This window comes from Mucilaginibacter sp., from assembly GCF_965225845.1.
Classification (GTDB): Bacteria; Bacteroidota; Bacteroidia; order Sphingobacteriales; family Sphingobacteriaceae; genus Mucilaginibacter.
Genome location: NZ_CBDDBL010000002.1, coordinates 2,330,554 through 2,355,578, shown reverse-complemented (window position 1 = coordinate 2,355,578; position 25,025 = coordinate 2,330,554). Strand labels below are relative to the sequence as shown.

At 40.8% G+C, this 25,025-nt stretch carries 26 protein-coding genes; 12 read left to right on the top strand and 14 right to left on the bottom strand.

What is annotated here, in order from left to right; genetic code table 11:
• Nucleotides 1–20 precede the first annotated feature (20 nt).
• Complete coding sequence (locus tag ACYZ0U_RS14720; protein WP_461453298.1) at nucleotides 21–3,041, bottom strand: PAS domain S-box protein; 3,021 nt, start codon at nucleotides 3,039–3,041, stop codon at nucleotides 21–23.
• Nucleotides 3,042–3,419: 378 nt separating this feature from the next.
• Here ACYZ0U_RS14720 and kaiC point away from each other — a divergent pair, with 378 nt between their 5' ends.
• The 5 genes from kaiC to ACYZ0U_RS14695 are packed head-to-tail and all read left to right on the top strand — an operon-like array spanning nucleotide 3,420 to nucleotide 8,261.
• The gene (kaiC, locus tag ACYZ0U_RS14715) at nucleotides 3,420–5,129 is read left to right on the top strand and encodes a circadian clock protein KaiC (protein ID WP_461453297.1); all 1,710 of its coding nucleotides are present in this window, start codon (nucleotides 3,420–3,422) and stop codon (nucleotides 5,127–5,129) included.
• Between the two features lie 21 nt (nucleotides 5,130–5,150).
• Entirely contained in the window at nucleotides 5,151–5,435 is a 285-nt protein-coding gene (locus tag ACYZ0U_RS14710) for a circadian clock KaiB family protein (RefSeq protein ID WP_461453296.1), read from the top strand.
• A gap of 9 nt (nucleotides 5,436–5,444) precedes the next feature.
• Nucleotides 5,445–5,762, top strand: a complete 318-nt coding sequence (locus ACYZ0U_RS14705) for a circadian clock KaiB family protein (RefSeq protein WP_461453295.1) — start codon at nucleotides 5,445–5,447, stop codon at nucleotides 5,760–5,762.
• Nucleotides 5,762–7,429: a PAS domain-containing sensor histidine kinase gene (locus ACYZ0U_RS14700; protein WP_461453294.1), complete on the top strand. Its 1,668-nt coding sequence runs from the start codon at nucleotides 5,762–5,764 to the stop codon at nucleotides 7,427–7,429. The genes ACYZ0U_RS14705 and ACYZ0U_RS14700 overlap by 1 nt, the downstream gene beginning before the upstream one ends.
• A gap of 58 nt (nucleotides 7,430–7,487) precedes the next feature.
• Nucleotides 7,488–8,261 (top strand): enoyl-CoA hydratase/isomerase family protein, encoded by a 774-nt coding sequence (locus tag ACYZ0U_RS14695; protein ID WP_461453293.1) that lies wholly within the window; start codon nucleotides 7,488–7,490, stop codon nucleotides 8,259–8,261.
• A 10-nt stretch (nucleotides 8,262–8,271) separates the two neighbouring features.
• Here the strand turns inward: ACYZ0U_RS14695 and ACYZ0U_RS14690 are convergent, their stop codons facing one another.
• The 5 genes from ACYZ0U_RS14690 to ACYZ0U_RS14670 form a co-directional block, all read right to left on the bottom strand.
• Nucleotides 8,272–8,568: a chaperone modulator CbpM gene (locus ACYZ0U_RS14690; protein WP_461453292.1), complete on the bottom strand. Its 297-nt coding sequence runs from the start codon at nucleotides 8,566–8,568 to the stop codon at nucleotides 8,272–8,274.
• Between the two features lie 16 nt (nucleotides 8,569–8,584).
• Nucleotides 8,585–9,511, bottom strand: a complete 927-nt coding sequence (locus ACYZ0U_RS14685; protein ID WP_461453291.1) for a DnaJ C-terminal domain-containing protein — start codon at nucleotides 9,509–9,511, stop codon at nucleotides 8,585–8,587.
• A 229-nt stretch (nucleotides 9,512–9,740) separates the two neighbouring features.
• Nucleotides 9,741–9,962, bottom strand: a complete 222-nt coding sequence (locus tag ACYZ0U_RS14680; protein WP_461453290.1) for a PspC domain-containing protein — start codon at nucleotides 9,960–9,962, stop codon at nucleotides 9,741–9,743.
• A 1-nt stretch (nucleotide 9,963) separates the two neighbouring features.
• Entirely contained in the window at nucleotides 9,964–11,250 is a 1,287-nt protein-coding gene (locus ACYZ0U_RS14675) for a DUF2851 family protein (RefSeq protein ID WP_461453289.1), read from the bottom strand.
• Between the two features lie 144 nt (nucleotides 11,251–11,394).
• Nucleotides 11,395–12,063 carry a basic secretory protein-like protein gene (locus tag ACYZ0U_RS14670; RefSeq protein ID WP_461453288.1) on the bottom strand — a complete coding sequence of 223 codons (669 nt, stop codon included), beginning with the start codon at nucleotides 12,061–12,063 and terminating at the stop codon, nucleotides 11,395–11,397.
• A gap of 113 nt (nucleotides 12,064–12,176) precedes the next feature.
• Between ACYZ0U_RS14670 and ACYZ0U_RS14665 the strand changes: the two genes are divergently transcribed.
• The 5 genes from ACYZ0U_RS14665 (at nucleotide 12,177) to ACYZ0U_RS14645 (ending at nucleotide 16,077) form a co-directional block, all read left to right on the top strand.
• On the top strand, nucleotides 12,177–13,241 hold the full coding sequence (locus ACYZ0U_RS14665; protein ID WP_461453287.1) for a M20 family metallo-hydrolase: 1,065 nt from the start codon (nucleotides 12,177–12,179) through the stop codon (nucleotides 13,239–13,241).
• Nucleotides 13,242–13,302: 61 nt separating this feature from the next.
• Nucleotides 13,303–13,737: a hypothetical protein gene (locus ACYZ0U_RS14660; protein ID WP_461453286.1), complete on the top strand. Its 435-nt coding sequence runs from the start codon at nucleotides 13,303–13,305 to the stop codon at nucleotides 13,735–13,737.
• Nucleotides 13,738–13,841: 104 nt separating this feature from the next.
• Nucleotides 13,842–15,176 carry an argininosuccinate lyase gene (gene argH, locus ACYZ0U_RS14655; protein WP_461453285.1) on the top strand — a complete coding sequence of 445 codons (1,335 nt, stop codon included), beginning with the start codon at nucleotides 13,842–13,844 and terminating at the stop codon, nucleotides 15,174–15,176.
• The gene (locus ACYZ0U_RS14650; protein ID WP_461453284.1) at nucleotides 15,176–15,376 is read left to right on the top strand and encodes a YwbE family protein; all 201 of its coding nucleotides are present in this window, start codon (nucleotides 15,176–15,178) and stop codon (nucleotides 15,374–15,376) included. Before argH ends, ACYZ0U_RS14650 begins: the two co-directional genes overlap by 1 nt.
• Nucleotides 15,377–15,384: 8 nt before the next feature.
• A complete protein-coding gene (locus ACYZ0U_RS14645; protein ID WP_461453283.1) occupies nucleotides 15,385–16,077 on the top strand; it encodes a DUF1345 domain-containing protein in 693 nt (230 codons plus the stop codon).
• Nucleotides 16,078–16,169: 92 nt separating this feature from the next.
• On the opposite strand, the gene ACYZ0U_RS14640 is transcribed toward ACYZ0U_RS14645, so the two are convergent.
• The 3 genes from ACYZ0U_RS14640 to ACYZ0U_RS14630 all read right to left on the bottom strand — a co-directional run bounded on the left by ACYZ0U_RS14640 (nucleotide 16,170) and on the right by ACYZ0U_RS14630 (nucleotide 19,418).
• Nucleotides 16,170–17,096 (bottom strand): DUF72 domain-containing protein, encoded by a 927-nt coding sequence (locus tag ACYZ0U_RS14640; protein WP_461453282.1) that lies wholly within the window; start codon nucleotides 17,094–17,096, stop codon nucleotides 16,170–16,172.
• A gap of 51 nt (nucleotides 17,097–17,147) precedes the next feature.
• Entirely contained in the window at nucleotides 17,148–17,678 is a 531-nt protein-coding gene (locus ACYZ0U_RS14635; protein ID WP_461453281.1) for a hypothetical protein, read from the bottom strand.
• A 90-nt stretch (nucleotides 17,679–17,768) separates the two neighbouring features.
• On the bottom strand, nucleotides 17,769–19,418 hold the full coding sequence (locus ACYZ0U_RS14630) for an amidase (protein ID WP_461453280.1): 1,650 nt from the start codon (nucleotides 19,416–19,418) through the stop codon (nucleotides 17,769–17,771).
• 128 nt (nucleotides 19,419–19,546) lie between these two features.
• Here ACYZ0U_RS14630 and bla point away from each other — a divergent pair, with 128 nt between their 5' ends.
• Complete coding sequence (gene bla, locus ACYZ0U_RS14625) at nucleotides 19,547–20,449, top strand: class A beta-lactamase, subclass A2 (protein WP_461453279.1); 903 nt, start codon at nucleotides 19,547–19,549, stop codon at nucleotides 20,447–20,449.
• Between the two features lie 69 nt (nucleotides 20,450–20,518).
• Here bla and ACYZ0U_RS14620 read toward each other — a convergent pair whose 3' ends face one another.
• Nucleotides 20,519–21,781: an alkaline phosphatase family protein gene (locus tag ACYZ0U_RS14620; protein ID WP_461453278.1), complete on the bottom strand. Its 1,263-nt coding sequence runs from the start codon at nucleotides 21,779–21,781 to the stop codon at nucleotides 20,519–20,521.
• A 68-nt stretch (nucleotides 21,782–21,849) separates the two neighbouring features.
• Complete coding sequence (locus ACYZ0U_RS14615) at nucleotides 21,850–22,722, bottom strand: alpha/beta hydrolase (protein ID WP_461453277.1); 873 nt, start codon at nucleotides 22,720–22,722, stop codon at nucleotides 21,850–21,852.
• A gap of 128 nt (nucleotides 22,723–22,850) precedes the next feature.
• Here ACYZ0U_RS14615 and ACYZ0U_RS14610 point away from each other — a divergent pair, with 128 nt between their 5' ends.
• Nucleotides 22,851–23,327, top strand: coding sequence for a hypothetical protein (locus ACYZ0U_RS14610; protein ID WP_461453276.1), 477 nt, complete (start codon nucleotides 22,851–22,853; stop codon nucleotides 23,325–23,327).
• Here the strand turns inward: ACYZ0U_RS14610 and ACYZ0U_RS14605 are convergent, their stop codons facing one another.
• The 3 genes from ACYZ0U_RS14605 to ACYZ0U_RS14595 all read right to left on the bottom strand — a co-directional run bounded on the left by ACYZ0U_RS14605 (nucleotide 23,328) and on the right by ACYZ0U_RS14595 (nucleotide 24,875).
• Nucleotides 23,328–23,753 carry a BLUF domain-containing protein gene (locus ACYZ0U_RS14605; RefSeq protein ID WP_461453275.1) on the bottom strand — a complete coding sequence of 142 codons (426 nt, stop codon included), beginning with the start codon at nucleotides 23,751–23,753 and terminating at the stop codon, nucleotides 23,328–23,330.
• A 91-nt stretch (nucleotides 23,754–23,844) separates the two neighbouring features.
• Nucleotides 23,845–24,606 carry an MBL fold metallo-hydrolase gene (locus tag ACYZ0U_RS14600; protein ID WP_461453274.1) on the bottom strand — a complete coding sequence of 254 codons (762 nt, stop codon included), beginning with the start codon at nucleotides 24,604–24,606 and terminating at the stop codon, nucleotides 23,845–23,847.
• Nucleotides 24,603–24,875 (bottom strand): hypothetical protein, encoded by a 273-nt coding sequence (locus ACYZ0U_RS14595; protein WP_461453273.1) that lies wholly within the window; start codon nucleotides 24,873–24,875, stop codon nucleotides 24,603–24,605. The genes ACYZ0U_RS14600 and ACYZ0U_RS14595 overlap by 4 nt, the downstream gene beginning before the upstream one ends.
• Between the last annotated feature and the right edge of the window lie 150 nt (nucleotides 24,876–25,025).

Here is a 25,025-nt window from a genome sequence, read left to right as displayed (position 1 = left end):
TAATAAAAATCAAATCATTATTAAGTAATCAGGCTGGATTCATATTTATTCGATGAATCATATGCGGGTAATGCGAAGCAAAAAGTAGACCCTTTTCCTTCTATGCTATTTACCCACATTCTGCCACCCTCACGCTTAATAATTTCTGATGATATATATAATCCTAACCCCAAGCCGGGGAAAGTATGCTGTTTATTGCCGCTTACGCGGTAAAATTGTTCAAATACCTTGTCGGCTTTATCCATTGGTATACCTATACCAAAGTCTTGCACACAAACTATTAACTCTTCGTTCTCTAATTTAGTACTGATGATTATTTTGTCGGAATGCGGCGAATACTTAATGGCATTGGTTATCAGGTTAGTGATCACCTGGCCAATCCGATCTTTATCAGAATATACCTGCCCGGTCTCGCTAAAATCTTCAATTAGTTCATGCTTAGTGGTTGTATGCTGAAGATCTTTAATGGTCTCACTTATTGCCTGGTTAAAGTTGAACCAGGTTTTATTAAACTGTAACCTGCCCGAGTTTATTTTGGTGACATCCAGCAAATCGCCGATTAAATTGGTAAGGCGGTTTACCTGGGCATCCATCCGTAAAACCATGTCGGCTTTTTTTGTTTCGCCCTCTTTGGTTAACATGGCCCCTAATACTTGCGCGTAGGCTTTTATACTGGTTACAGGTGTCTTTAATTCGTGACTGGCAATGCCTAAAAAATCATCCTTTTGACGTTGCAGTTGTTTTTGATCGTCAATATCAGTATTGGTTCCAAACCATTTTACAATTTCACCATCGCTATAAAAAGGCAAAGCCCGCGCAAGGTGCCATTTATAAACATTGTGTTTATCCTTTAAACGAAACTCCACCTGGTAGGGCTTGCCGGTTGCTAATGATTTGGCCCAAACGTCCATACATGCTTCATAATCATCAGGGTGGATAAAGTTTTGCGATGCCGGCCCAAATATGTTTTCTGCGGGTACACCAAAGTATTCTAATGTGCGCTCGTTTACATAATCAATTTCGCCTTTGGTATTTGCTGTCCATAATTGTACTGGCATAAAACCGGTAACAAATTGAAATTGCTGTATCTGGTCGTTTAGTTCCTCATTGGTTTTTTTGATTTGCAGATCAAACTGTATTTTCTCTGTTATATCGGTGCAGGAGCCAATGTAACCTTTAAAGTTTCCGTCCTGGTCATATTGAGGGTTACCTGTAGCAATGCACCAGCGTATGCCGCCATCTTTACGGCGTATCCTGAAATCAACAGTATATTCCTTGCGCGCTGTAAGGTCTCTTATAAACTGTTCGCCTGCACGCTGCCGGTCTTCATTTACAATACATTTTGTCCATCCGTCGCCAAGCGTTTCTTTAAAAGTTTGCCCGGTCCAGTCTTCCCAGGTCTGATTGGTATAGGTGATACTACCTTTATCGTCTGACATCCAAAGCGCGGTAGGACTTGCATTGGTGATGTTTTTAAGCAAATGTTCGCTATCAGCAAGCGCTTTTTGGTCGGCAATTTCACGCCTTAAGTCTCGTGCTATGCTTGCCCGTCCCTGTGGTTTACCTGTTGCTGCATCATAAACGAGCATACTTGTACCATGCACTGGTATTGGTTCGCCGGTTTGAAAATGCCGGTATGTGATATTTCCGGCCCAACGCCCTTTTTCGAATAATGCTTTGTTAACCTTGTTACGCAGCCTATCCAGTTCACCGGGCATAATATATTCGCTATTATGCCTGAAAATGGCTGAAGAGTCAATTCCCAACATCTTCATTCCGGCAGCATTAACATAACTTACATTACCGTCAAGATCTGATAAACTAACAAAATCAGAACTGTGGTCGATAAGAGAAAGTAATTTAGATTGTTCGTTACGGGCAAATTTTTCAGGTCGTAAATCTCGGGCTGTAGATGCACGGCCGATTGGCTCACCTGTTTCCGGATCATTTATTCTGAAAATATTAAGATAAACAGGTATAGGTTCGCCTGTTTTAAAATGCCGATAGTTTACTTCACCAGACCATTGACCTTTCTCCATCACTACCGGAACAGCTTCTTCATATAGCTTTTTAGCATCCTTTGGCATATAGTAATCAGCCGACGATCTGAAAGCCTCGTCATAGCTTTCAAATCCAAATAGATCATAACCAGCCTTGTTCAGGTACGTTAAGTTCGCATTCATATCGGCAATTCCTATAACATCCGTGCTATTCTCAACTATTGCTATTAACTTTTCCTGCTCCTCACGTAATTTTATTTCTTTAGTTATATCAAGCGTTGTACCCGCAAAACGATAGCAAACACCATCTTCATTAAAATATGCCTTGCCTTTGCACTTAACCCAGGTGGTTTTTTTATCAATATTGATGATCCTGAATATATCATCATAATCTCCGCCCGATTTCGGATCTACAGCCTCAACTACAGATTGGGTTATCCGTTCTGCATCATCAGGATGAACGTGATCGCGTACATTTCGTATAGTTGGATGCTCGCCTGGCAAAAAACCATAAAGTTCGCGGCAGCGGTTATTCCATTCAATAGTTCCTTTAAGCCGGTCAATATCCCAGGTACCTATTTCGGCAGAGTCTATAGAGAATTGTATGCGTTGTTCTGATGCTGCCAGTTTTTGCCGTGTTACAACCAACTCGGTAACATTCGCGGCGGTATTTATAACGCCCCAAACTGTTCCGTCAGGATTTTTAAGCGGTTTTAATGTAAAATTAAAGTAAAAGGTTTGCAATTCACCGTTAACAACCAGGTCAACACGGTCTTCGGTTGCTTCGTACGCTATGCCCGATGTGAATACATCATCCAGAATTTTAAAAATGGGTTGCCCCTCAAGTTCGGGCAAAGCCTCATAATAAGTTTTGCCGATCACAGAAGCGTCTTTGCCCCATGTTCTCAGCATCGAATTATTAGCCAATTGCACAATCATCTCCCGCCCTACATATAAACCCACAGGCGTCGGTGATTCCTCTATCACCGTCCTGAAAATATTTTCGTTTTCCAGAAAAGATAACTGTGGATTGGTACTCATTTTACAGGTTGAAAAGCGATATTGGTTTAAACAAAATAATCATATTAGAGCTGTAAACGTTTGAATAAAATAGAGTGATTACGATAATTAGTTCAAAAGGATAATAAGACTGATTTAATTTACACAATTTGTAGTTGTAAGATACTTCATTTATAAATATAATAATGCGCTATATTGCCAATGAAAATATGGTAGTAAAATCATCCTGTAAATATAAATCAAGCTTTGCTAAACTGTTTAAATAAGTACTGTAAAAATATTATAATAATTATTCACAGTAAAAACAATTTAACACTTATTTAAATTATATGCACTTAGTATTTACGGCTTTAAATTTATTGTCATCAGCTACTATCGTTTATTAAAGTTTATTCCAAAATGAGTAAGGCCAAAAAACAAGCATCGCAAAATCATCCAACATTACCTAAAACTCCAACAGGTATTGTCGGGCTAGACGAAATTACAGAGGGAGGATTACCTAAAGGCAGGCCAACATTGGTTTGTGGTGATGCTGGTTGCGGCAAAACTTTAATGTCGCTTGAGTTTATAATCCGCGGAGCGCTTGAGTTTGATGAGCCCGGCATATTTATGGCTTTTGAAGAAAAAGCTGAAGAACTGGCTATGAACGTAGCCTCTTTAGGGTTTGATTTAGATAAATTGCAGGCAGAGAAGAAAATAAAAATAGATCACGTACATATTGACCGCAGTGAAATAGAAGAAACCGGGGAGTATGACCTGGATGGTTTATTTATAAGATTGAATTATGCCATTGACAGTATTGGCGCTAAACGTGTTGTATTAGATACTTTAGAAAATCTATTTTCGGGTTTAACAAACCAAACTGTTTTACGTGCAGAATTGCGTCGCCTGTTTCACTGGTTAAAAGAGAAAGGCGTTACCGCCATAATTACCGGTGAACGTGGTGAGGGTAAATTAACCCGCCAGGGATTAGAAGAATATGTTTCGGATTGTGTGATCTTGTTAGATCATCGCGTTATCAATCAAATATCAACCCGTCGTTTACGAATAGTTAAATATCGCGGATCGGTACATGGCACTAACGAGTATCCTTTTTTGATTGACGAAGAAGGAATATCTGTGTTACCCGTAACATCGCTAAAATTAGAAAAACCGGTATCATCAGACAGGATAACCTCGGGCATACCTTCGCTGGATAAAATGTTGGATGGCAAAGGTTTTTTTAAAGGAAGCAGTATTTTAGTATCCGGCACGGCAGGTACCGGTAAAACAAGTATTGCGGCCTATTTTGCCAGTGAGACCTGTAAGCAAGGAAAAAAGTGTATCTATTTTGCTTTTGAAGAATCACCAAGCCAGATCATACGGAATATGAAATCTATAGGTGTTGATCTGCAACAGTACATAGATAGCGGTTTACTGGAATTTTTTGCATCCAGGCCGACCTTGTATGGTTTAGAGATGCACCTTGTTGCCATGTATAAAAAGATTACACGCTTTAAGCCGGAGTCGGTTATTTTGGATCCTATTACCAATTTGATCACTGTTGGCTCGGTTAGCGAGGTTAAATCGATGCTGATTCGTTTAATTGATTTCCTGCAAGAGGAACAGGTTACCGTAATGTTTACCGCGCTTACCTTAAATACGATCATCAGCGATCAAACTGACGAGGGTGTGTCATCGTTAGTAGATGCCTGGCTTATGGTACGTGATATTGAGTATAATGGCGAACGTAACCGCGGCATGTACATCATGAAATCTCGCGGTATGAAGCATTCAAACCAGGTACGGGAATTTGTAATTACTGACAAAGGACTTGACCTGGTTGACGTTTACCTTGGGCCAGACGGGGTGTTGACAGGGTCGGCAAGAGAGGCACAGATACTGCACGAACAAACCGGCGAAGTATTGCGTGATTATGCATTTGGACGCAAAGACAGGGAAATATCGCGTAAGCGTAAAGTTCTTGAGGCTAAAATATCAAGCCTGCAAACGGAGTTTGAATCTGTAGAAGAAGAATTGAACAAGATATCACAGGAAGAAGAATTAATAAAACAAGTAACCGACAAAACCCGCAATGAAATAACACACAAACGAGGTGGAAAGGGGTAATTAAAAGAATATCGTAGAAACATGACTGCAGATAAAAAATATGAATTAAGGCTTTACATTGCAGGTAAAACAGCAAAATCTGTTGCAGCGCTGCAAAACCTGAAAAAATATTGCGAGGAGCATTTAAAAGGACAATACAAAATTGAAGTGATCGATCTTTTGGTACAGCCGCAGCTTGCCGAGGGCGACCAGATATTCGCTATTCCAACGCTCGTAAGAAAAGTACCGGAGCCAATAAGAAAAATTATTGGTGATCTGTCAAACGAAGAAAAAGTATTGGTTGGCTTAAATATTAGGCCGGCATAACCTATAAACATGACAGAGCAATATTCCGGTTATGATGAAATTGATGAGGAGCAGGTTTACATGTTGCGATTATTTGTAACAGGAGCCTCGCCAAATTCTACACGCGCAATAGAAAATATAAAAAGTATATGCGAAACTTACTTAAAAGATAGGTACGAACTGGAAATTATAGATATTTACCAGCAACCCCTTGTTGCTGAAAAAGAGCAGGTAATAGCTTTACCGATGCTGATTAAAGTAAAGCCTAACCCGGTGCGGAGGTTGATAGGCGATATGTCGGACATGGATAAGGTGCTGGTAGGACTTGGGTTAAAGAATGCTAATTAATGGACAAAGTTACACCAACATACGAACAACTTTTAAGCGAATTTAATGAGCTTAAAATACAACTGGAAGAATCAACAGATACTATTCATGCTATACGTACCGGCCAGGTTGATGCTTTTGTTGTAGAGGGAGATAACGGGCACCAGTTATATACATTAAAAACAGCAGATCAAACGTATCGTGTTTTTATTGAAAAAATGATTGAGGGTGCTGTAACCCTTAACCGCGACGGGTTGATTTTATATAGCAATTCAAGATTTGCAACAATGGTAGATATCCCATTAGAAAAAGTACTTGGATTGCCTTTTGACGATTTTATCCCGCAGGAATCTAAACTAAAATATAAAGAACTTATTGATAATGGCTGGGAAGAGGATTCTAAAGAAGAAATAACACTTAAAAGCAAAAGCGGAAAAAATATACCATGCCTTTTATCATGTAATACACTTGATCTTGATGAGGGCATAGCTTTAAGTTTGATTTTGACCGACCTGACCATTCAAAAGGATACCGAAAAACAACTCCAGCAAAAAAATGAACAATTGGAGATTGCTCAAAATGCGACCAAAAAATTGAATGATGATTTGGAGGATACTGTTAAGGAACGTACCAATGAGTTATTGATCAGTAGGGAGCACTTTAGGTTGCTGGCAGATAACATCCCGCAAATGGCCTGGACAAATTTGCCAAGTGGTAAAATAAATTTTTACAACAAACAATGGTTTGATTATACCGGGCTCGATTTTGAACAAACCAAGGATTTTGGCTGGCAAACGGTTATTCATCCAGATGATTTGGAAATCACCATTGAAAAATATACCCATGCCTTAAAGAATGGACAAATATTTGAAGTTGAAAACCGATACAAAAATGGCGAGGGCATTTACCGCTGGCATTTGAACCGGGCAATTCCATTGAAAAATGATACCGGTGAAATAGTTTTATGGGTGGGCACCGCGACTGATATTGAAGACCAAAAAAGGGAGATGGAGCGCAAGGATGAGTTTATTGGTATCGCCAGTCATGAATTGAGAACGCCGTTAACCAGTTTAAAGGGATACTTACAACTTATTGCATCCTACAAGCGAGAGGAATTACCAGCCGTGGTTAAAACCTATATTGACAAAGCCAATATAGCCATCAACAAATTGCAGCATTTGGTTAATGATTTGTTGGATGTAAGCAAAATACAGGCCGGCCGGTTGGAATACAGACTTGATAAAATTGATATTGCCGCGTTGATCAGCGCTTCCATTGAAAATGCCGCGCACATATACCCGCAATTTTCATTTGAAAATGAAGCACATACAAGCTATACAGTTAACGCTAATCCTGAGCGTTTGGAGCAGGTTTTGATGAATTTGATCAATAATGCGGTAAAATATTCTCCGGAAGGAAAGAGGGTGATCATTACATCTTCGTTGCATAAAAATATGGTTAGGGTTTCGGTAACTGACTTTGGTATCGGGCTTTCAGCTGAACAGATAGAACGCATTTTTGAACGTTTTTACAGGGTTGAAGATAAAAAATTTATGACCAGTGGCTTAGGCATGGGTTTGTATATTTCTACTGAGATCATCAAAGCACATCATGGCAAAATTGCCGTTCAAAGTGAACCTGGCAAAGGCTCGACCTTTTATTTTGATCTGCCATTGATTAAAGCCTGATTACGGCGATAATTTTTAAGAGATAAATATTGCTAATATTGCAAATCAATCCTTGATTATGTCAGCAGATAATGGAAATGTATCATTAACTATCAGCACTAACGGTGTGGCCACTATTAGCTTTTTCCATCCGGCACAAAACTCCTTGCCGGCTGCTATTTTGCAGAAGCTGACAACTAAAATTGATGAAGCCGGTAGTAACCCGCAAATCCGCGTTATCGTGCTTAAAAGTGAAGGCGACCGTACTTTTTGCGCCGGTGCCAGCTTTGATGAGTTGCTGCAGATAAAAGATAAAGAAGCAGGTGCCATATTCTTTTTAGGTTTCGCTAATGTGATCAACGCCTGTAGAAAATCACCTAAAATAGTAATCGTAAGGGTACAGGGCAAAGCTGTAGGTGGTGGGGTAGGGCTTGCTGCCGGCGCTGATTATTGCCTGGCAACCGAGGCCGCTTCCATTAAATTAAGTGAGCTGGCAATTGGCATAGGGCCGTTCGTAATATCACCCGCAGTAACCCGTAAAATAGGATTGCCTGCATTTTCACAGCTTACAATCCGTGCTACTGATTTTCAAACAGCGCTATGGGCCAGGGAACATGGTCTGTATAACGAGGTTTATGCTGATATACCTGCCTTAGACCAAGCTTTAAATGAGCTTGCAGGCAAACTCGCATCCTACCACCCGGAAGCCTTATCGGGCCTGAAACAAATATTATGGGAAGGTACCGAAAACTGGGATCAACTTTTAACTGAGCGCGCTGCCATCAGCGGCGAACTGGTACTATCCGAATTTACCCAGCAAGCCTTGCTTAGCTTTTTGGGCGGAAAACGGTAAATATGTCTTATTAATCCTGTTCATATATTCGGAGTTGATTTTTTAAGATGCGCATGTTTTCCTGCATCTCCTCCATGCGGCCAAGCAAATGGGTTATAGCCTCGATACCTGCAATGTTTATCTCCAGGTCGTGGTGCAGGTGAATCATCCTTTCCAATTTTTGCAGTTCGGTTTCGGGTATGTAAGTGGTTTCATTTACCGTGGTGATCTGTACCAATCCTGCTTCCTGTAGGGAATTAATAAAAGTGTATTCAACATTGTAATACACACAAAAATCATTTGCCGCTATTAAACTATCTGTTGCCATTTTCTTTTATTTAATATCAGGATTTAGCCAATTCTTCAAATAGAGCTTTTTGCTTGTCGGTTAGGTTGGTTGGGATTTCCACTTCGTACGTTAAGTACAGGTCGCCAAACTGGCCTTCTTTTTTGTAAACAGGCATGCCTTTACCTTTCAATTTCACTTTGGTGCCATTCTGTGTTTCTGCAGGTACTTTTAGTTTTACCTTGCCGGTTAAAGTATCAGCAGTAATTTCGCCGCCTAAAACCGCTGTATATAGATCGATCTTTACAGTCGACTGCAGATCATTGCCGTTTCGTTTAAATTTTGGATCGTTTGCCACTGAAAATGCTATAAATAGATCGCCTGCCGGGCCACCGTTAACACCTGGTCCGCCATGGCCGGAAATTTTTATGGTTTGGCCGTTCTCAACACCTGCTGGTATGGTTATCCGCAGGTTTTTACCGTTTACGGTAATGGTTTGCTTTTGGGTTTCTATAACATCGCGCAAGTTTAGTTTCAGTTCGGCATTATAATCCTGCCCGCGGTACCCGGCTCGGCTCCGGCCTCCGCCTGAACGTGAACCACCACCAGCTCCGCCAAACATCGACTGGAAGAAATCAGAAAAATCCTCACCACCTGCACCTGCGCCGCCAAATCCTTCAAAATCAAATCCCTGCGCGCCGCCATAACTTTGCTGGCGGCTTTGTTGCTGTTGCCGAGCCTGTTGCTCGTAAGCTTCGCCGTGCTGCCAGTTTTCGCCATACTGGTCGTATTTTTTACGTTTTTCCGGATCGCTTAAAACTTCATTGGCTTCATTCAGTTGTTGAAACTTCTTGTTTGCTTCGGCATCGTTAGGGTTAAGGTCGGGGTGATATTTGCGGGCCAGTTTGCGGTAGGCACTTTTAATGTCTTTGTCTGATGCTTTTTTATCGAGCCCTAAAATTTTATAATAGTCAATAAAAGCCATGTTAGCTGTGTATGTATAATAGATAGTATAAACCGTTAATGCGGCGGCTTAGTTTTAATTAGATGTTATTAAATCGTTTTTAATTAAAGTTAGTACATAGCTTTAAAATTAGTGCAACTAAATTGTAAAAAGAGGGTCTTATAAAATGAGATTGGGATACAAAGCGAATTTATAAAGAAGCAGGCAGCTTTCAACGTTCTGCAATTTATAGGTTCGCAGCGTATCCCTATTATAGGTCGCTAACACGTGTGTGTACCCGTTTTACATAGTTCCTGATATCAAGCACAATACCGGCGAAGAAATAGAATATCAGCGGGAAGCCAACAGCTAAAAAGGATGAGTAAATAAAAAACAACCTGATCTTGTTGATAGATATATTAAAGCGCTCGCCTAAATAGGTACAAACACCAAAAGAATACCGTTCAAAAAAAGTTAATATCCGCTGTAACATATCAGGCCAGTTTCAGTATTTTGTTACCAATGCCGCATTGCAGGCATTTTTTAAAATTACAATAATTATTCCTTAACTCCAATAGTGCCTGCGATTCAAACGCAGTTTTAATTTTCACACCCAAAACGTCAAAATCTGCTATAATATTGTTTTCTTCTTTGGGCAGATTATCTAAAAGCTTCATGCTGCGGTTAATGTAATATTCCAATTTCAGGTGCTTGCCATAACTGAACAAAAATACAGCCAAAGTGTTCAGTAACAGTACATCAACCGATGATTGCCCTAAATTTTTTGATGACGGCTTAGATGCTACATCGAAACGGTAATGATCTTCCCAATATGAATTTACTTTTATCTCGGTGAATAAGTCGCGCAAGCCTTTAACCTCGCGAATGTCCAGGATCTTTGAAAATAAATGGTTTGATTTAACGATCAGTGCTGCAAATTGTGCCAGCCTGATGGTGGGGAAGTTCTGCGGCCGCATCCTCAAAAATTTCCATAAATGGTTTTCGATAGGGGTGAGACTATACTTTTTGCGCAAAAAGTTGTATTCGTTTTTTAATTTCTGCGGATAATCATCCAAAATATTTCCCTCCAAAAATCCGGCTTGTCCAAATACCAGGGCCTCAATTTGCATTGGGTTATTTTTGTGCTTTGCGAGGATGTTTTGAGGTAGTGATTTTGCCAGCATTTCAAACGGCAACGCATTGGTTTTAAAGCCGAAGTTAGCCGCAAGGAACTGGTAAAAGGTCTCTTCCCAATCGCCGCGGTTATTATTGAGTGCGCTGATCACCGTTTCAGAGCGTTTTTCCAAACGTTCAATTAAAACACGTGTAAGCCAGGTGCGGATGGTCATTTCATCAACATGGCCTATTGAACCTTCGCAAGGAATGATGCTCTGGTTTCCATAAACCAGCGAATGAAAACGATTGTACAAGTCGGGCGAAATACGGTTTTCCAGTTCCAGCGTGGGCAGCTTGTGCCCGTCGGGCGTAATTACCGGTTCATCATCACGGTAAACCACGTGCAGGATCACATTTTTATATGCCTCGTCAGTTATATGATTGTGCTTGCGCCAGTCGGACGATGGTACGTGTATCTCTACATTGCCCGCCCAGGTCGTATCGCCAATTTTAATACGGGCATTGGTAAAATCCGGACCGGAATGGGTGTTATGGATGCCGGCAGAATAAATGTGTATCGCTTCGCCGTCGACCGTTTTCAGATCATTATTATCAAACAGCCTGAATTTCCATACATAGTGCAAAAAGTCTTCGGTGAAAAGCATGCACTAAAATAGAAAAAATCCATAAACTCTAATTGTGATTTCGACCAGAGGGAGAAATCTTCTCCGACACGCATTGCTGCTATGCTTAAGCAGGAGATTTCTCTCTCGTTCCTCGTTCGAAATGACAATTATTACTTAATTCGGTTATATCACCGGGTTAGCGATATAAGTTTTCCAAAGATCATCCAGCGATTTGCCGGTTACCTGCTGCCACGATGCATCGGTAAAAGTATGCTTGCGCATTTGCGCATCAAATGTTTTTACGGTATTAGGATTGTAGTTTTTCTCTATCCAAACCAAAAAACGGGCAGTTACGCGGTAAGCATCGGTATAATTTTGGGTGGATTTATATTCAGGCAGTTTCCAGTTTGCAGCAGCATTGTTAATACCGAATTTGTAACGGGCATAATCCGCAATGCCTTCGGTTAACCAGCCCGGGCCGCTGCTATCGCCATAGTCTTGCACAATGTGCATTACCTCGTGGGTTATTACGTCAATATCTTCCGGGTGCTTGTGCATCCACAGATAATTAACGGTCACTTTGCCATTTGCAGTTTCGGCAACACCTTTGTAGGTGGTATCAATAACTATTGTTACCGTTTTAAGTGTTTTTGGGTTATAAGTTTTAGCAAGCCGGGGATATACAATATAAAATGTATTTACCATGCGGGCCTGCTCGTTACTGTCAAGCGTGGCATCGTAATTTACGAAGATCAGTTTATAACCGTGGTTGTTGTAGGTAGTTGTTTTTTGCGCTTTTGAGCTCATCGCAAAGCATAAAAACAGTAGGGCAATAATTGAGGTAGTTTTCATGCACGCAATTTAATAAATCTTACCTAAATCGTTTTTCCGGATTTGTAATATTATAATCACACTGGATTTTGTGGCGATGCTCATAAAAACATTATTTTTGCGCACACATTCTTATGACCGAAACAGAAAAACTTTTTGAAGATGCAGTCGCGCTGCTGCAACAACTCATCTCGATACCATCTTTTAGTAAGGAAGAAGATAAAACTGCCGATGCTATACATGAATTTATGCAGGAACGCGGTATTACCATGCACCGCAAACTAAACAACCTTTGGGCCTGGAACAAATATTTCGACGATTCAAAGCCTACCATACTGCTTAATTCGCACCATGATACAGTAAAGCCAAACTCCGGCTATACCCGTGACCCATATGAGCCAAAAATAGAAGACGGCAAGCTTTACGGCCTGGGCAGCAATGATGCCGGTGGCTGTCTGGTATCGCTGATCTCGGTTTTTCTTTATTTTTATGACAAGCAAAATCTTAAATATAACTTTTGCCTGGCTACCACTGCTGAAGAGGAAATTTCGGGAGTTAACGGTCTGGAATTGATCATCCCTGAACTGGGTCAGCTTGATTTTGGTATAGTTGGTGAGCCAACCCTGATGCAGTTAGCCATTGCCGAGCGCGGTTTAATGGTATTGGATTGTACCGCACATGGCAAAGCCGGACACGCCGCGCGTGAAGAAGGCGAAAATGCCATTTACAATGCCTTGCCGGATATTGAGTGGTTCAGGACATTCAGGTTCCCAAAAGAATCTGAAGTTTTCGGGCCGATCAAGATGTCGGTTACTATAATTAACGCAGGTTCGCAGCATAATGTGGTACCTGCAAGCTGTGTATTTACCGTTGATGTAAGGGTAACTGATGCTTATAAAAATGAAGAGGTACTGGAAATCATCCGCCAGCATGTGAAATGTGATGTTAAACCGAGATCGATTAGGTTAAAACCGTCATCCATTGATAAAAATCATCCGATTGTACAGGCGGGTATTGCTTTAGGCAGAACAACATATGGCTCGCCAACCACCTCAGATCAATCATTGCTGGATATACAGTCCATCAAAGTTGGCCCGGGGGATTCTGCAAGGTCACATACTGCTGACGAATTTGTTTATGTAGATGAGATCAGGGAAGGTATTGAGTTGTATGTGAAGATGCTAGAACGTTTGATATAGTCTATTATAACTACTTAATTCTTAATATTTAGTTAAATTTAGTTCTTACTATTCAATCATAATGAAAAAGAATTTTTTGCTTATTTTTTTGATATTTTGGGTATTAAACATGTATGCTCAAAATAAAAGTTTAAATATCAAAACTTCGGATGTTTCTCATAAAAATTATTATTCGGCTATCTCATATCTTAATGAAGGTGAGGTTGATGACAATGGCAAGGTATATAGAGTTTTGATATGTACATCTGAAATATATGATAATGTAATAATTGAGACTTTAACTGTAGGTGGGGAGGGTGGTAATGTTAAAATAATTAGCCGTAGACAAATTGATATAGATGGTTTTTGGCAATCGTTTAAATTAACCGGTGAAATTTCTGGTTTAAAATTTATAAAATGGTTAAAAACAAACTCATTTATTTTAGAAGTCCAACACAACAAATTTATTTTTACGAATATTGGTTCAACAACCCCAACCATATCGGTATTGAAATAATACTTTTTAGTTTTAATTCATAAAGTTAAGCCTTAAAAATCAATAGTCTCGACTATTACATCTTTCCTAAGTATCAATAAAAATATTTATAGCATCTTTGCGTTATGACTAAGCTTTGGCAAAAAACTACAAATGTTAATGAACTGGTAGAAAGCTTTACCGTTGGGCGCGATACGGAATTTGATCACCAGATGGCGGCTTTTGATGTATTGGGTTCGCTGGCACATACCCAAATGCTGGAGAGCATTGGATTGATGAGCAGCGAGGACCTTTCGTTAGTACAGCGCGAACTGAAAGCTATTTATAAAGATATAGAGCAAGGTGAATTTACAATTGAGCCGGGCGTTGAAGACGTTCACTCGCAGGTTGAAATGCTGCTGACCCAGCGCATTGGCGATGCCGGTAAAAAGATCCACAGCGGCCGCTCGCGTAACGACCAGGTTTTGGTTGATCTGAAACTTTTCTTCCGCCATGAACTGCAACAGGTGGTTGAGGAAACTGAATTACTCTTCCGCCAGTTGATTGAGCTGAGCGAAAAATATAAACACGTGCTTTTACCAGGCTATACGCATTTGCAGGTAGCCATGCCATCGTCATTTGGCTTATGGTTTGGCGCTTACGCAGAGAGCCTAAGCGACGACCTGGAACTTGTTTTAGCCGCTTATAAGATCACTAATAAAAACCCTTTGGGCTCGGCTGCTGGTTATGGTTCATCATTCCCGTTAAACCGTACTTTGACCACCAAATTATTAGGTTTCGATAGTTTGAATTATAACGTGGTATACGCCCAAATGGGCAGGGGTAAAACAGAACGCATTATCGCGCAGGCATTATCTTCTATCGCGGCTACTTTAGCTAAGATGGCTATGGATCAGGCTTTATATTTGAGTCAAAACTTTGCCTTTGTAAGCTACCCGGATAATTTAACTACCGGAAGCAGCATTATGCCGCATAAAAAGAACCCGGATGTTTGGGAAATTATGCGCGGTAAATGCAACCGTATTCAGGCTTTGCCAAATGATGTAGCCATGATGACCACCAACCTGCCCTCAGGTTATCACCGTGAGTTGCAGTTGTTGAAAGAGTTGTTATTCCCCGCATTTACGGAGCTAAAAAGCTGCCTTCATATGGCAACCTTCATGCTGCAAAATATTACAGTTAAAACTGATATACTGAATGATCCAAAATATGCCTACCTGTTTAGTGTTGAAGAGGTAAACCGATTAACTTTAAGCGGCACGCCATTCCGTGATGCATACAAGCAAGTTGGTTTGGCTATTGAGAAAGGCGAGTTTAACCCTGACAAAAAAGTTAACCATACCCACGAAGGAAGTATCGGAAATTTAGGTAATGACCATATTCAGGAAGCTTTTTATAAATTAGCAGGCAGTTTCGATTTTAACAAAGTGAAGCAAGCAATTAAAGAATTAGTAAGCTAATGAACGGCCAAAACAGAGCAGATATTTATCCCGGATTGGAAGTCGACATCATCCTGAAAAAGGATCAGCGGTCGGGCAAGCGTACGCGCGGGTTTGTGAAAGACTTGCTGACGAGTGCGTCGCATCATTCGCGTGGGATAAAGGTAAGGTTGGAAGACGGGCAGGTGGGCCGTGTTATTGAGATCATCGAAGAAAATTAATAAAGTATATGGCAAATGCAATACCAACCGACAAACGTTTTTTTTATAAGATAGATGCACATTACCGCCTGATGATGGCCATAGTGGTTGGCATTATAGTTTGCTTTTGTTTTTGGAACAGGCTTAGTGCCCCTGAACTTGCCCTCGTAATCTGGATCGGCTGTGCACTAACCATCATTATTTTAAACTGGATCATCATTTTTACTTCTCACCCGCGGGAGGTTAAAAAGATCGCTAAATTGCAGGATTCCAGTCGTACATTTCTTTTTGTATTTATTATAATCGCGTCAATTGTTAGTTTGGTTGCAATTGTTTTCCTGTTAAAATCACCTAAAGGGATTTCAGAGACTAGCAAAAATGAGCATATTTTATTGGCTATGGGTGCCGTTGCTGTGTCATGGTGGCTGGTACATACCGTGTTTTCGTTACGATATGCTCACATTTTCTACGACACAGATACAGACGATGGGGGCACTAAAAAAGGTGGCGGACTTGACTTTCCGGATACGAAAGACCCCGATTTTCTTGATTTTATTTACTTCGGATTTGTAGTTGGAATGACATTCCAGGTATCGGATGTTCAGATCACCGATAGGAATATCCGCCGTTTATGCCTGTTGCACGGGCTGATCTCTTTCGCGTTTAATACGGCTATTGTGGCTTTGAGCATTAATGTGATATCAGGGTTGGTAACGCAATAAGCCTGAACCTGGATTAAACGGATTTATTTGATTTTCAAGATGCAAGGGCACATCATCATAAAAATCGTTTAATCCTTAAATCATAGTTCAGATTACCCGAATAATCCCGGCGCTGGTTTATCCCTGTCGATAAATTTGGGGCGTAGCAATTGCATACCTAACTCTGCATTTAACTTTTCCACCACATAATCCGCTAATTCAGGTGAATACCGTTCATCATGCTGGTGCATAAAAAACCAGGCTGATTGCAGGCCCATGTCGCGCCATTGCTTAATACGCGCTACCCATTCATCGCAACGTGCGTAATCAGATGGATGCAAGCTATTTCCTACAAAACGGATAAAAGCATGCGGGGTTGGTAATTCCATATGTACCACATCGCGTCGGCCGGTGGCATCTGTAATTACCGCGCCAATATTCAATTGCTTAAACAAGTTAAATACCTGCGTACGCACTTGCACATCAGCAAACCATTCCTTATGCCTTAACTCTACAAATACGGGGATATCGGTAGGCAGGCTTTCCAAATAAGCTTTCAGTTCCGGGAAACTTTTCGGTGTATAATTATCGCTCAGTTGCAAAAAAAGTGGTCCCAGTTTATCGCCGAATGCCATAATACCTTCGTAGTAAACCGTGGTTACATCATCCGCATTTTTTAACCTGCGGATGTGACTTATGCTCTGCGAAAACTTAGGACAAAATTTAAAATCAGGGTTGCTATCAGCTTTTTCTCTCCATTTGCTAATGGTAGCCGGCGGGTAAACATTGTAAAAGGTCGCATTCAGTTCAATACAATCAAAATGCTTTACATATTCATCCAAAAAATTGGCATCTTTTGTTTTAAGCGGATATATTTTGCCCACCCATTCTTTTCGGCCCCATTTGGCACAGCCAACATGCACCCGGAAGGGTTTGTCGTTTTTTGCAGCCTGAAGTGTTTGTATGGTTAGTTCCTGGTCGGGCGGTAAGGTGAAATCTGCTTCCTCTAATTCCCCGGGTGTTACTCTGCCAAATTCCATGGTTTATTTTTTTGGCAAGATAATACTTATTGGGGTTAGGGGCAATTCATATTATCGTCTGGCAACAAAAGTTCCGCCGCTGATGTTGTAATCTAAAATTTCAGCATATTCGTCTTGCCAGCCATATAAACCACCGTTGAAAGTGCCTTTGATCTCGGACGAGGTAACACTTGTAATGGTTACGGAACCTATCGGTTTTGCAACCTGAGTTGTATAGGTTCTTAAAGAATCAGGGAAGAAGTATAATGTTGAGCTATGTAATTGGTTAATGGTAGTAGCTGCGGGAAATACTTGGCCGGCTTTTAAGCTATCGATATCGGCAACAAGGTCGAGCTCAAAACTTTTACCGGTGATTTTATTATTGGTTGTGGTAAAGCCGGAAATAAGCACTTCTGACGGAACATTACCTTCGATCACAGTTGATACTGTACAAGTGTTAAAACTAGCTGTGGTATCATTATAAATAAATTTCATGGAATATGAGCCACCGGTTGAAGTGGTAGTTACGCTCTCTTTATTACAAGCATTCAGTAACAACAGCATCACTATACCAATAATAAAAACAGGTACTAAATTCCTCATTCTACAGCTTTAAAATATAAAGCTATTATTTATGGACTATATTTTACTATTTAATTATAAATAAGGCTTTTGGTAATACTTATTTTACGTTTAACCTAACAGATCAACCTTAAATATTGGTTTTGCCCTTTTTTGCGATGCCTGTTCATAAGCATAAGCCAGCTTAATAATATCGGCCTCTTTATATGCGGTGCTGATGAAAGACAAACCAATTGGCAGCTCATGCGTGGCGCCCATAGGTACCGTAATATGCGGATAACCTGCCATTGCCGCCGGTGTTGAAAATCCGAAACCGTTATCATAATCGCCGTTTACCAAATCAATTGTACAGGCAAAACCATTTGTTGGGGCAATAATAGCATCGAGGTTATTTTGTAGCATGATTTTATTAATTATTCCGCGGGTTCCATCTGACGTTTTTGCTACAGCATCCAGGTATTCTTTACTATTCAGATCGCCTTTTGCCTGCGCCTGGTCCATTATTTCCTGTTTAAAGAAGGGCATTGTCCTGATTTCGTTAGCAATATTAAAAGCCATTACGTCGGCTAATGATTTCATTTTGGAATTAGCTGTTGACAAGTACTTGTTCAGTCCATCCTTAAACTCATACAGCAATACGGTAAATTCGTCACCACCAATGGGTTTTAACTGATCAACAAGCTCAATATCAATAATAATGGCTCCTTTGCTTTTTAAAACATCAATGGCGTGCTTAAAAATCACTTCCATATCCGGGTTGCCGGAATAAGCTGATTTTTCAACACCCAGGCGCTTGCCTTGTAAACCGTCTTTGTTTAAAAATTGAGTATAATCTTTTACAGGTTTTATGTTTAAACGATAATCACCTTCCGTATCTGCTCCCGGTTCTTTAATGGTATAAACATCATCTTTATCCATTCCTGCCAATATACTTAATAAAATGGCTGCATCGGTAACCGTGCGTGCCATTGGCCCGGCAGTGTCCTGCGTTTTTGATATGGGTATGATGCCCGTACGGCTCAATAACCCTACCGTTGGTTTTATACCAACAATGCCATTAACAGATGAAGGCGATACCACAGAGCCATCAGTTTCGGTACCGATCCCTATAGCGCACAAATTTGCCGACACGGCCGATCCCGTCCCCGCGCTTGAACCGCTTGGGTTTCGATCTAAAATATAAGGGGATTTGGTTTGCCCGCCCTGGCTGCTCCAGCCACTACACGCACGGGTTGAACGGAAGTTTGCCCACTCGCTCAAGTTGGTTTTTCCTAATAATATAGCCCCTGATTCGCGCAAACGGTTAATAATGAATGCATCCTTATCCACATAATTATCAGCCAACGCTAATGAGCCTGCCGTAGTTGGGGTTTTATCTTTGGTGTTGATATTGTCCTTTATCAGTACCGGTATGCCGTGTAATGGGCCTCGTACTTTGCCTTCTGCCCGTTCCTTGTCCATTTGTTCGGCTGTGTGCAGCGCGTCCGGATTAAGCGATATTATCGCGTTGAGTTTTGGGCCGCTTTTATCAATTGCGGCAATGCGTTTAAGATACAGTTGAGTAATCGTGCGTGACGTATATTTTCCGCTTTTCATATCCTGCTGCAAGCTGGTCACCGTAGCTTCATCCAGCTCAAAATCAATTAAGCTCAATTCGTTTTCTGGCTTGATTTGATTAGGAGCGCCAACCGCGTTTAAGCTAATAGCTGATAAGGATACACCGGCGATTGTACCGGTTTTAAGGAAACTTCTTCTGTGCATGATATTTAAGGATTAATCACCTACAAGAAACAAATTTTTAATGAGAATGTATTAATTAAATAAACGCATATGTCGGTAATTTCTTAATTTTCGCAGCGTTTATAATTAAATCGTCTACTTACAAAATCATGAACAAAATATATAGGGCATCATTTGCCGCGATACTGGCTTTAACCACACATTTTTCGTTCGCGCAATCATCAGTTTTAAGGCCGCAAATTGCAGAGATCGCTAAAGCTGCCCATGGCATTGTTGGTGTTTCTGTTTTAGGTTTGGAGGACAGGGATACCGTAAATTACAATAAAAATGCCCGACTGGTTTTGCAAAGCGTGCTTAAATTGCCACTTGGAATGGCGGTAATGCATTTGGTTGATTCTGGTGTGTTAACATTGGATAAAACCATTCATGTCAGCAAAAAAGACCTGCCGGAAACCTACAGCCCGCTGCGCGACAAATACCCTAAAGGCGATGTAGATGTTTCTATAAGGGACCTGCTATACTATGCAGTTTCAGAAAGCGATAATGATGCCTGCGACATTTTATTTAAAAAGCTTGGCGGACCAAATCAAGTTCAAAATTATCTGCACATGATCAAAATGAGGGGGATCAATATAGATGCGACTGAAGAAGATATGCGAAAATCATGGGAGGTGCAATATACCAACTGGTGCAAGCCTGTTGCCATGGTAAAGTTGTTAGACACCCTTTATACTGGCAATGTGTTAAAACCAGCGAGCAGGGATTTCTTAAATAAATTAATGACGGAAACAACGCATATCCCGACCCGAATCAAAGCGCTTTTACCGGTAGGGACAGTTGTAGCACATAAAACCGGTACATCCGGAAAGAATGAGGCCGGCCTGTCAGCTGCAACCAATGATGTTGGGGTAATCACATTGCCAAATGGTAAACATATTGCCATCGCCATATTTATAACCAACTCCACCGCTGATGATGCCACCCGTGATATGGTTATCGCTAAAATTGCGAAAGCTGTTTATGATAACGAACTTTTAAAGAAAAATAAATAGTTAACTCACCCGCCTTTGCTTCGCTCGCCAACCTATTTATCGCTGCGCGACGAACAGATCGGGACTAATCTATTTCAGGACTTTATCAGCCAACTCTTTAGTTCCGTCAACCTTGTTGGTGTAGGTTAAACCTAATATTTGGTTGATTAGCGGGAAAATATCTACGTTAGTAAAGGGCGCAACGGTTAAGTTGCTTTTGAATGCCGGTCCCCATGCATAAAAAGTGGCGTGCATATCTTTTACAACCGTGGGGTCATAACCATGCCAGCCGGGATCCATCTTTCTATGATACAAGTCAAATACCTTTGGCCAGTTAGGGATCAGTAAAATATCACCAATACGGTTGTGCCAGTCATCCTTTATACCATAATGCAATTTTTCGGGAACATTTGTTTTTAGGTAGACGGCATAATCGGCGGTCTTATTCTTTAACAACTCTTCGTAAGTACTTTGAATATATTTAGGATCTTTTGCGTACAGCTCAACCAACAAACCATCGCCGGATACAATAAATTTTGATGTATCAATCCCTGCCGGAGCTTCAATAGGGTGGTCTATATCAGGTTTGGTCATGCCGTGGTCGGATACAAAAACGTAATTAACATTAAGCCCGGTGGTTTTAACCGCTTTGGTTAACTCGTATACCGATGAATCGATCAGATGTACTGCATCATCCACTTCGCGCGAATCCGGCCCGTATTTATGTCCCTGGTGATCAACCTGCGGGAAATAGAATGTGATAATGTGCGGGCGTTTATCGGCAGGCATGCTTAACCAGTTAACTACGGTTTGAATACGGTTATGCATGTCTATTTTCTCGTTGTATTTGTAGTAATAAGTCGGGCGCACATCATGCACCGCGGCTTCTGATCCAACCCAGTAAAAACTGGCCGACAGCATTTTTTGCTGCTCTGCCAAAACCCAGATTGGCGTGCCACCATTGTACCAGATGGCATCGGTACCGGTTTTTCCTTTATATGAAAAGAATGATCTGGTATCGGCATCGTAAAAAGAGTTATTCACCAAACCTTCATGCGAAGGATATAAACCGGTAACTATCGAATAGTGATTTGGGAAAGTCACCGATGGATAAGAAGGCAGCATCGATTCAGCTTGAACGCCTGATTTAGCTAAAGCCAGCAGATGTTCTGCGTGATATTTCTGCGCGTAATCCCAACGGAAACCATCGGCAGAAATTAAGATTACGTAAGGTTTTTGCTCTTGTTCCGTGCTATTAAAACGGCCCGAAATTATTTTTTGAGTAGTATCAAGCTGGCAAAAAGCAGTAGTGCTGATTAACAGGCAAAAGAGGATAGATAAGTAATATTTCATGCGTATTCAGTATGTCCAAATTTACGAAACTAACATTATGGAATTGTTAAAGCGCGTAAACTTTGTATTTAAGGCTTGATAAACCCTGCTTGCTTGATCCAGTTATAAAATAGATCGGCCCAGGCATCACTTGACAGATGTTGTGTTTTCATACCAAACCCATGCGCGCCATTTAAAAACAAATGTAACTCTGCCAAATGATTTGAATTTATCCAGGTAGTATAAAGCTCAACACTGTAAACCGATGATTTGTCATCACTTGCGGCAGCCAAAAACATAGGCGGCGCATCGGCAGGCACATTAACCTGCATTTCCGGCGGGAAGTAAGCGTATATTGGAGCTACAAAATCAGGGCGGTTTTGCGGGGTGTAATTATAAGCGGTTGTTGCAGCAATGGTACCGCCAGCTGAGAAACCCACAATGCCTATCTTATTTGGCGATACACCATATTCAGCAGCATGGGCGCGTACATAAGCAATCGCAGCTCTTCCGTCGGCATTTGCCAGGGGGGCAACCGGTGCTTGTTCTTTCAAGACAGTATTTGCCTTCATTTTCGCCAGCATCTCTTTGTAAGGATCCGGGCCGAGGGTGTGCATTAGCCTATACTCCAATAAAAAAGCGGTAATACCATGTTTTTGGCACCATTTGCCAACGTCGTAGCCTTCATGGTTAATAGACAGTGTTTGCAGGCCACCACCCGGACAAATAACCAATGCCACACCAGTGTTTGCAACAGTGCTATCAGGTAAATAAACGGTAAGGGTAGGGTGGCTAACATTGTAAACAACGTTGCTATGATATACATTGTCGGCGCTTTCATTTTGGTTCCAGTCCCAGTTTTCAGAACCGGGCACGGTGCCGTTATATAATTGAATGACTTTTTGCTGTGCATTTCCAGTTATAGCAATCAATAAAGCAAGTGCTAATAATATTTTTTTCATGGTTGATAAAATTTGGCAGAACAATTACCGCGTTAAAGTATTAAGGTAAATAAAAAAATGATAATTAAACTATTGCATTAATTACACATCCAAATGACTTATGCGTTTATAAATATAATTACCTTCACATGATGATACCCCTAAATCACTTTTTTAATTTAAGAATCTTCACTTTCCTTGCGGCAATGCTGCTATTGCAAGCCTGTAGCCAGCATAAAAAAGTGTATGAGAGTAGTTGCGACGACGATAAAACCTTTAAGCACATCACTTTTAAAAACCTGGTTGATAGCTTTGCTTATTACAATAACCAGTATGTTGAAGTAAAAGGTAAATATGAACAGGATAAGGACCTGGCTGTTTTAGTTGATGACAGCCTGTTTAGCCGCGGTAATAAAAGAGTGATATTGGTAGACTTTAGCCAGGATTGCCCGTTATATTTAACCGGTACACGAACTGGTTTTTTTGATTACGATAACAATAACGGACAGCTAACTCCCGTAAATAACAAGTCGATCACCATACGCGGCCGAATCAATAGCAATAACCAGGGTAAGTTAAAGACTTACAAAGGCACTATTGAGCACATTAGTTATGTAAGCCTATAATTATTGATTATAGGTAAGGTTGTTATTTTCAGCAAAGGTTTTCATAACAGTTATTGCCGGGTTGGTGTCGGTTCCCTTAAATAATTCCTTTTTCAGCGGGTTAATGTAGCCTTCCAATTCATTCATTTTTTTCGGGTCGAGGGATATAAAAGCCATGGACCAATCAGCAAATACACGTTCCTTCGAAGTGCCGGTGATAATTGTTATCTGGTTTTTATGCCTGTCATCTTTTTCAATCTTATTGTAGGTTTTGGTAACAATTTCTTCATCACCCTCTAATGCTTGTATAAAAGTACCCTGAGCGTACAATAATATGCCTGTTACGTTATTAGCCGTGTTATTTGCACGGCTTTTTACCAGTATATCAGCAAGCTCCTGTTGCGACATCAAGTTTACAGCTGTGCTGATATAAATAAGGTAGTACATGATAATAAATTAAATGAAGAATATTAATATATAAAGCGTAATAAACACTGTAATATTCAACAATAATATATTAAAATAGATTTGTAACGATTTAGATATGCAATTTCAACCCGTCATAAGCGAACTCAATACCCTGTGGCAGATCCGCCGACATTACACTATGCAAGCCAAGGCGATGGCTGATATGGGTGAGATAAGTTTTTTCCGCACCGATCATTTGGGCGAAGGCAACCGCTTCATCCAAAGTAAAATGTGAGATATGGCTTTGTGTTTGCAAAGCGTTTATCACCAGTGTTTTGGTTCCCTTTATTTTCTCTATTTCGCTTTCGGTGACGGTTTTGGCATCGGTGATGTAAGTAAAATCGCCCATACGAAAACCCAGTACAGGTAATTTATAGTGCATAACCTCAACAGGGATCAAATGCAATGAGCCGATATCGAAAGGTGTCAGGTTAATGGTGTGCATATTCACTTGGGGTATGCCGGGATATTTAAATTCCGCGAAAATGTAGGCAAATTCACGCTTTAGGGCTTCCTGCACACGAGTAGTAGCATAAACATCTATCGCAGTATTTTGGCGGTAGTTAAAAGCGCGGATATCATCCATACCGGCCACGTGGTCCTTATGCTCATGGGTAAATACAATGGCATCCAGCTTTTTGACTTTTTCACGCAGCATCTGGTAACGAAAATCCGGACCTGAATCGATAACCACTGTTTTATCCCCCGTCTCGATCATGATGGATGAACGCAGGCGCTTATCATGCGGATCGGTTGAGGTGCAAACCTCGCAATCGCATGCGATAACAGGTACGCCCTGTGATGTGCCGGTTCCTAAAAAAGTAATGATCACAGTTGCAGGTTGGTTTGTTTTAATTGTTGTAAAAAAGCAACCTGTTTTTCGTCTAAAAGTTTGTAGTCAATCTCCAGTTCGCGCGCAAGCTCGGCAATAGACTGGATGCGGCTTTCGAGGTTAGAGAATTTATTAATAACGATGATTTTGCTGTTTTGCAGCAGGCAGGCATTGGTTTTAAAGTTACCTTTCTCATACCGCACCTTGTAGCCTGCTGTTTTTAGCAGCATTTCCAGTTTTTCAAGGGTGTGGTTGGTGAGGGTGAGCATTAGCCAAATTTAGTAAATAAATTTTTAGGTTAATTGAAGGTAATGTCATTTTGGGAAGTTTGCACGGATGGTGTTTCGCGCTTTATATCCATCATGTCATTGCTTAGAAACGAAGCAATCGCACGGAGAAAAGCGGTCTTGCATAGTTCG

Bases quoted from the DNA above. Each gene is read 5' to 3' on its own strand.
- ACYZ0U_RS14695 (WP_461453293.1), top strand. From the start codon at position 7,488: ATGTCAGCAGATAATGGAAATGTATCATTAACTATCAGCACTAACGGT.
- ACYZ0U_RS14610 (WP_461453276.1), top strand. From the start codon at position 22,851: ATGATGATACCCCTAAATCACTTTTTTAATTTAAGAATCTTCACTTTC.
- kaiC (WP_461453297.1), top strand. From the start codon at position 3,420: ATGAGTAAGGCCAAAAAACAAGCATCGCAAAATCATCCAACATTACCT.
- ACYZ0U_RS14635 (WP_461453281.1), bottom strand. From the start codon at position 17,678: ATGAGGAATTTAGTACCTGTTTTTATTATTGGTATAGTGATGCTGTTG.
- bla (WP_461453279.1), top strand. From the start codon at position 19,547: ATGAACAAAATATATAGGGCATCATTTGCCGCGATACTGGCTTTAACC.
- ACYZ0U_RS14680 (WP_461453290.1), bottom strand. From the start codon at position 9,962: ATGTTACAGCGGATATTAACTTTTTTTGAACGGTATTCTTTTGGTGTT.
- ACYZ0U_RS14685 (WP_461453291.1), bottom strand. From the start codon at position 9,511: ATGGCTTTTATTGACTATTATAAAATTTTAGGGCTCGATAAAAAAGCA.
- ACYZ0U_RS14720 (WP_461453298.1), bottom strand. From the start codon at position 3,041: ATGAGTACCAATCCACAGTTATCTTTTCTGGAAAACGAAAATATTTTC.
- ACYZ0U_RS14700 (WP_461453294.1), top strand. From the start codon at position 5,762: ATGGACAAAGTTACACCAACATACGAACAACTTTTAAGCGAATTTAAT.
- ACYZ0U_RS14660 (WP_461453286.1), top strand. From the start codon at position 13,303: ATGAAAAAGAATTTTTTGCTTATTTTTTTGATATTTTGGGTATTAAAC.
- ACYZ0U_RS14710 (WP_461453296.1), top strand. From the start codon at position 5,151: ATGACTGCAGATAAAAAATATGAATTAAGGCTTTACATTGCAGGTAAA.
- ACYZ0U_RS14675 (WP_461453289.1), bottom strand. From the start codon at position 11,250: ATGCTTTTCACCGAAGACTTTTTGCACTATGTATGGAAATTCAGGCTG.
- ACYZ0U_RS14650 (WP_461453284.1), top strand. From the start codon at position 15,176: ATGAACGGCCAAAACAGAGCAGATATTTATCCCGGATTGGAAGTCGAC.
- ACYZ0U_RS14615 (WP_461453277.1), bottom strand. From the start codon at position 22,722: ATGAAAAAAATATTATTAGCACTTGCTTTATTGATTGCTATAACTGGA.
- ACYZ0U_RS14605 (WP_461453275.1), bottom strand. From the start codon at position 23,753: ATGTACTACCTTATTTATATCAGCACAGCTGTAAACTTGATGTCGCAA.
- argH (WP_461453285.1), top strand. From the start codon at position 13,842: ATGACTAAGCTTTGGCAAAAAACTACAAATGTTAATGAACTGGTAGAA.
- ACYZ0U_RS14705 (WP_461453295.1), top strand. From the start codon at position 5,445: ATGACAGAGCAATATTCCGGTTATGATGAAATTGATGAGGAGCAGGTT.
- ACYZ0U_RS14690 (WP_461453292.1), bottom strand. From the start codon at position 8,568: ATGGCAACAGATAGTTTAATAGCGGCAAATGATTTTTGTGTGTATTAC.
- ACYZ0U_RS14630 (WP_461453280.1), bottom strand. From the start codon at position 19,418: ATGCACAGAAGAAGTTTCCTTAAAACCGGTACAATCGCCGGTGTATCC.
- ACYZ0U_RS14620 (WP_461453278.1), bottom strand. From the start codon at position 21,781: ATGAAATATTACTTATCTATCCTCTTTTGCCTGTTAATCAGCACTACT.
- ACYZ0U_RS14595 (WP_461453273.1), bottom strand. From the start codon at position 24,875: ATGCTCACCCTCACCAACCACACCCTTGAAAAACTGGAAATGCTGCTA.
- ACYZ0U_RS14645 (WP_461453283.1), top strand. From the start codon at position 15,385: ATGGCAAATGCAATACCAACCGACAAACGTTTTTTTTATAAGATAGAT.
- ACYZ0U_RS14640 (WP_461453282.1), bottom strand. From the start codon at position 17,096: ATGGAATTTGGCAGAGTAACACCCGGGGAATTAGAGGAAGCAGATTTC.
- ACYZ0U_RS14670 (WP_461453288.1), bottom strand. From the start codon at position 12,063: ATGAAAACTACCTCAATTATTGCCCTACTGTTTTTATGCTTTGCGATG.
- ACYZ0U_RS14665 (WP_461453287.1), top strand. From the start codon at position 12,177: ATGACCGAAACAGAAAAACTTTTTGAAGATGCAGTCGCGCTGCTGCAA.